A 3,742-nucleotide genomic window follows, 5' to 3' on the forward strand; every position below is an offset into this window, starting at 1 on the left:
CCTAAAACAGGGGAGCAATTGAAGATCGCCGCCTCCAAGGTGCCTGCATTCAAGCCAGGCTCCACGCTCAAGGCGGCAGTGAATGGGAAGAACGGAAAAGATTAACCCAAATCAGCGCTACCTCGCTCTTCTGTACTTCCTTTCCTCTACGTTATTCTGGACCTGGAAACCACGGAGGCATACGATCATTGTAATGCGGGCTAAGGGCTACACTGACTCATGATCCGATCACTCCTGGTCCGCCAGTTGAATCGCTTATCGCGCACAATGCCATATCTCCATAAAACGGTCGTTTTATGGAGATATATAACAGTGGGAAAAGGGAGACAAGGAAAGAAACGTTTTTATAAAGAGAATTCAGTTCTCCTCTGCTCTATCCTTAAAGAGCAACCTTCATCGTATTAGGGGCTATTCCGCCACCCATTTCCCGCTGAAGGCACAATAGCCCGACCAATAATAGGAGGATGAATTGATACGAAAACTTGTCTTTACTGCTCTCGCTGCATGGGTTGTACGCCGGATTTCCCGCGGTGGTCTAAGGGATCGCCGCGGTTAAGGGGTTCGCGTTGATCGGGATACCTTAGGTAGGTTTAACGGGACTGCTTCCTTGCTTCGAGCATGGCATCTGCAATGTCGTATGCCGCTTTTGCCAGGCCATCGTGGTCAAGGGGAAACTCCGTGTCCGCAATCAACCCTTGCATGGCTTGTCCCGCGAACCAGTCCCTGAGCGACATGCCGTGTAGTTGTACAGTTTCGCCGGGGGGGACGACAACGCCATTTGGCGCTGTCCTGTTCTGGTCGCCCGTGTTAGTCCATTCAGCAGGAAAAGCAGGCCCACCGTTGTTGCTCATTGTCGTTCTCCTGTAACTGCGGTTGGTTATTCTCTTTGTTCAATCCCAAAATTGTGGGAAATTTCCCATTCCCTTTTGTAAGGATAGTTCTTCTTCCAAAACCTGAACTAATTTTTCGGGAGCTTGAGGCTTACCGATAAAAGTTATATCGACAAATTCCAAGGATTAGGGAATAATGCGCGCCCTAATGCGAAGGACACATCGCGCAAACCATGCAAGAGATCAAGGAAATTTCGAGCCATTCCGCCTATCGTCCGTTTTCAGCTTTTTCCGCGCCATACCATCCTAGTACAACCGTAATAACCATTCTGTAATGGGGGTAGCCCAAGGGCCTTCTGTTTAAAGGGCATCGCGACTCCCTGCACGCCCCTTTTCCGAGGAAAAGTAACGTAATGAAGCGAAAAATTATCCTTGCTGTTGCTGCTATATTTGGTAATGTGGTTGTCATATTGGGTACTGCAGTTGTCATATTCGGTATTTCCGTGATCCTCTATCACGGCTTCTTTTAGCTTTCCAGGAATCTGCCAAACATAGGGGTAGAGTGCAGTTATATGCAAAAATGATTTTAAGTAAGGGATGATCTTGAACGCATCGATTTCTTAGGTACGGTAGCGAACATATTCCTCACCTAAGGATTGACAAAATACGGTCAGCCCTGACCTCTGACAACAAGGGTATTTTTTTAACTGATATGTATGGGGAATAAAAAATGGCAATTGGTACAGTAAAGTGGTTCAACGATGCAAAAGGCTTTGGCTTCATTACCCCTGCTGACGGCAGTGAGGATTTATTTGCGCACTTCTCGGCAATCACCATGGGCGGATTCAAGACGCTGAAAGAAGGTCAAAAAGTAACGTTTGAGGTTACACAAGGTCCTAAGGGCAAGCAGGCATCAAACATTCAAGCTGCGTAAGGTTTCATTTTCACGGCCGCAAAAATCTTCGGTTGTCGCCCCCCTTCAAAGGGGGGCCGCGACGATCAGAACTGCTGCTCTTCCTGCGGTTTAACTGCCTTGAAGTTATCCGGCACCCATCCCAAACCGGATAAAACCTGTTCCGCTTGCCGCGCCAGATCGACTTTCTTGAGCCCGTTCATGCTTTGCGCATGTGGGGGCGATACGCTTCAGCCACAATCGCAAGAATCCGGTCTTTCGGGACATGCGAGAGGTAATTCTCCACTGTTGCCTCCCACCAGTCAGCCATGTCGAGATTCAAGGCAGTGGTGAGTGCTGCAACCTCATCCGATGGAGCATTTTCCTTGCCGGAAACGGTATTGATCGAGGTCGCCGTGCAGTAGGCCAGCAACTCCAGAAGGTCTTGCTGCGGCTGTTCCAATTAGCCACTCGAACAGCGTCTTGCCACCCTGCTTTCCCGCTTCGATGCGCTCTTGCCAATATTGATGCTTCCGCGAGTACGATAGCTGCTCTGCCCTGCTCGATATTCTCCGCTTCAGTCTTTAGATAGACGCGCTCCACGCTGATTTTCACGAGCGTCTCCACATGCCTGCTTGAGAAAACCTTCAGAACCAGCTGGTGAACGAGTACTGCGAGTGCAACGTGCGGCTTGTTTGCCATTGCTGCCTGAATCGCGGCGGTGCGGTGCGCAGTCAGCATGTGCGTGAGTTTTTCAGAATGGACAGGCTTTTCTTCACTTCCCCTCCCCGTTCCTGCAATCCCCCCTCCTCTTTCTCCTTGTGGGGAAGGCAGTTTCTTCATGTCCTCCTTGCGGATAAGCCTCCGCTCAATTTTCAGTTCTCCACCATGGGTGATGGTAACGATGGCGCCGGCAATCGCAAGATCATCCGGAGAAAACTGTTCAAGCGATGCGCTAAGCCTATCCAGCTCCCACTGAATCCGCTCATGTTTTTCCTCCAAGCCAGCATAGACTTCGCCTGACTCGTCAGTGTCCTCGTCATACGCCTCATATCCTGCTTCAAGAGCTTCCATTTCAGCGCCCAGTGCATCCATTCTGGCCTGTTCCTCTTCCGTGAGCTCCCGCCTGACCGTCCTTGCACGCCCAAATTCAGCCCGATCGGAATAATCGAATTGAGTTCGAACCTGTACCCATGCAAACCCTTCCTCCTTGACGGATTCCACTGATCCATTGAGTTTTTCCAAGGCAAGCGATTCAAGCAATTCGGCATCCTGCATGTAGCCCTCATCCTCATCCCCAAAAAGGTCGCGTCGTATCAATCCGCCCGCCGCTTCATACGCCTCCACGCCAACAAATCGGGCAAGTGGATTCGTTCGGATGTTGATTTCATTACCAGTAATGAGCCGCCGGAGGTAGCACCATTGCGCTGCTATTCAGGGGTGTGTTCCCATAGCCGCTCCTGCAATTCGTGATCGTCGGTCAGCGCCAAAGCGGATATCTGCTCGAAGCTGATTCTGCCTTCCGCATACAGTGCGAAAATCTTCGGTGAAACATTCGCGAGCTTGAGATATCGCCTGATCGTCAGGGGCGATACGCCAAAACGCGGCGCTATCTCATCCGGCGAGAGTCCAGCATCGGTCAGATTGCGGTAGGCCATGACAAGATCGGCAGGACGCATATGCTCCCGTCCACTGTTCTCGGACAGGCTCATTTCCACTGCTTCCTGTCTCCCGACCATGCGGCAATCCACCTCATGGTCTTTTGGCAGCCGCCCATCGGCGATCAGCAGGTTCAGAGCGGCCAGCCTGCGCCCACCCGCCACGACTTCATACCTTCCGGTTTGCTTGGATTTCTTGAGTTGAGGGATGACGACAAGGTTGTGGATCAATCCTTGCGATGCGATCAGGGCGGCCAGTTCCTTGATGCCGGTTCCCCTGTTTCTTGTGGACGTTCAAGGGCGAGATGACAAGGTTTTTAACCGGAATGCGGGTAATAGTAGTTTCAACGGTCTGGATGGTT

The 3,742-nt window shown here is 51.2% G+C and carries 5 protein-coding genes; 2 read left to right on the forward strand and 3 right to left on the reverse strand.

Translation table 11 applies throughout. The features are described 5' to 3' along the window. Window positions 1-105: HU family DNA-binding protein (locus BMY01_RS16750; protein WP_175463311.1), on the forward strand; the 105-nt coding region annotated here is incomplete at its 5' end. Between the two features lie 485 nt (window positions 106-590). Here the strand turns inward: BMY01_RS16750 and BMY01_RS16755 are convergent. Then, the gene (locus BMY01_RS16755; protein ID WP_074749246.1) at window positions 591-851 is read right to left on the reverse strand and encodes a hypothetical protein; all 261 of its coding nucleotides are present in this window, start codon (window positions 849-851) and stop codon (window positions 591-593) included. A gap of 709 nt (window positions 852-1,560) precedes the next feature. On the opposite strand from BMY01_RS16755, the gene BMY01_RS16760 reads away from it, so the two are divergent. Then, window positions 1,561-1,764 carry a cold-shock protein gene (locus BMY01_RS16760; RefSeq protein ID WP_074749247.1) on the forward strand — a complete coding sequence of 68 codons (204 nt, stop codon included), beginning with the start codon at window positions 1,561-1,563 and terminating at the stop codon, window positions 1,762-1,764. Between the two features lie 297 nt (window positions 1,765-2,061). Here BMY01_RS16760 and BMY01_RS18520 read toward each other — a convergent pair whose 3' ends face one another. Further along, the gene (locus tag BMY01_RS18520; protein ID WP_074749248.1) at window positions 2,062-3,069 is read right to left on the reverse strand and encodes a hypothetical protein; all 1,008 of its coding nucleotides are present in this window, start codon (window positions 3,067-3,069) and stop codon (window positions 2,062-2,064) included. A gap of 83 nt (window positions 3,070-3,152) precedes the next feature. Then, a complete protein-coding gene (locus tag BMY01_RS18525; RefSeq protein ID WP_074749249.1) occupies window positions 3,153-3,611 on the reverse strand; it encodes a ParB/RepB/Spo0J family partition protein in 459 nt (152 codons plus the stop codon). Between the last annotated feature and the right edge of the window lie 131 nt (window positions 3,612-3,742).

The organism is Nitrosospira multiformis (assembly GCF_900110185.1).
In the GTDB taxonomy this organism is placed as follows: Bacteria; Pseudomonadota; Gammaproteobacteria; order Burkholderiales; family Nitrosomonadaceae; genus Nitrosospira; species Nitrosospira multiformis_A.

Bases quoted from the DNA above. Each gene is read 5' to 3' on its own strand.
- BMY01_RS16755 (WP_074749246.1), bottom strand. From the start codon at position 851: ATGAGCAACAACGGTGGGCCTGCTTTTCCTGCTGAATGGACTAACACG.
- BMY01_RS16760 (WP_074749247.1), top strand. From the start codon at position 1,561: ATGGCAATTGGTACAGTAAAGTGGTTCAACGATGCAAAAGGCTTTGGC.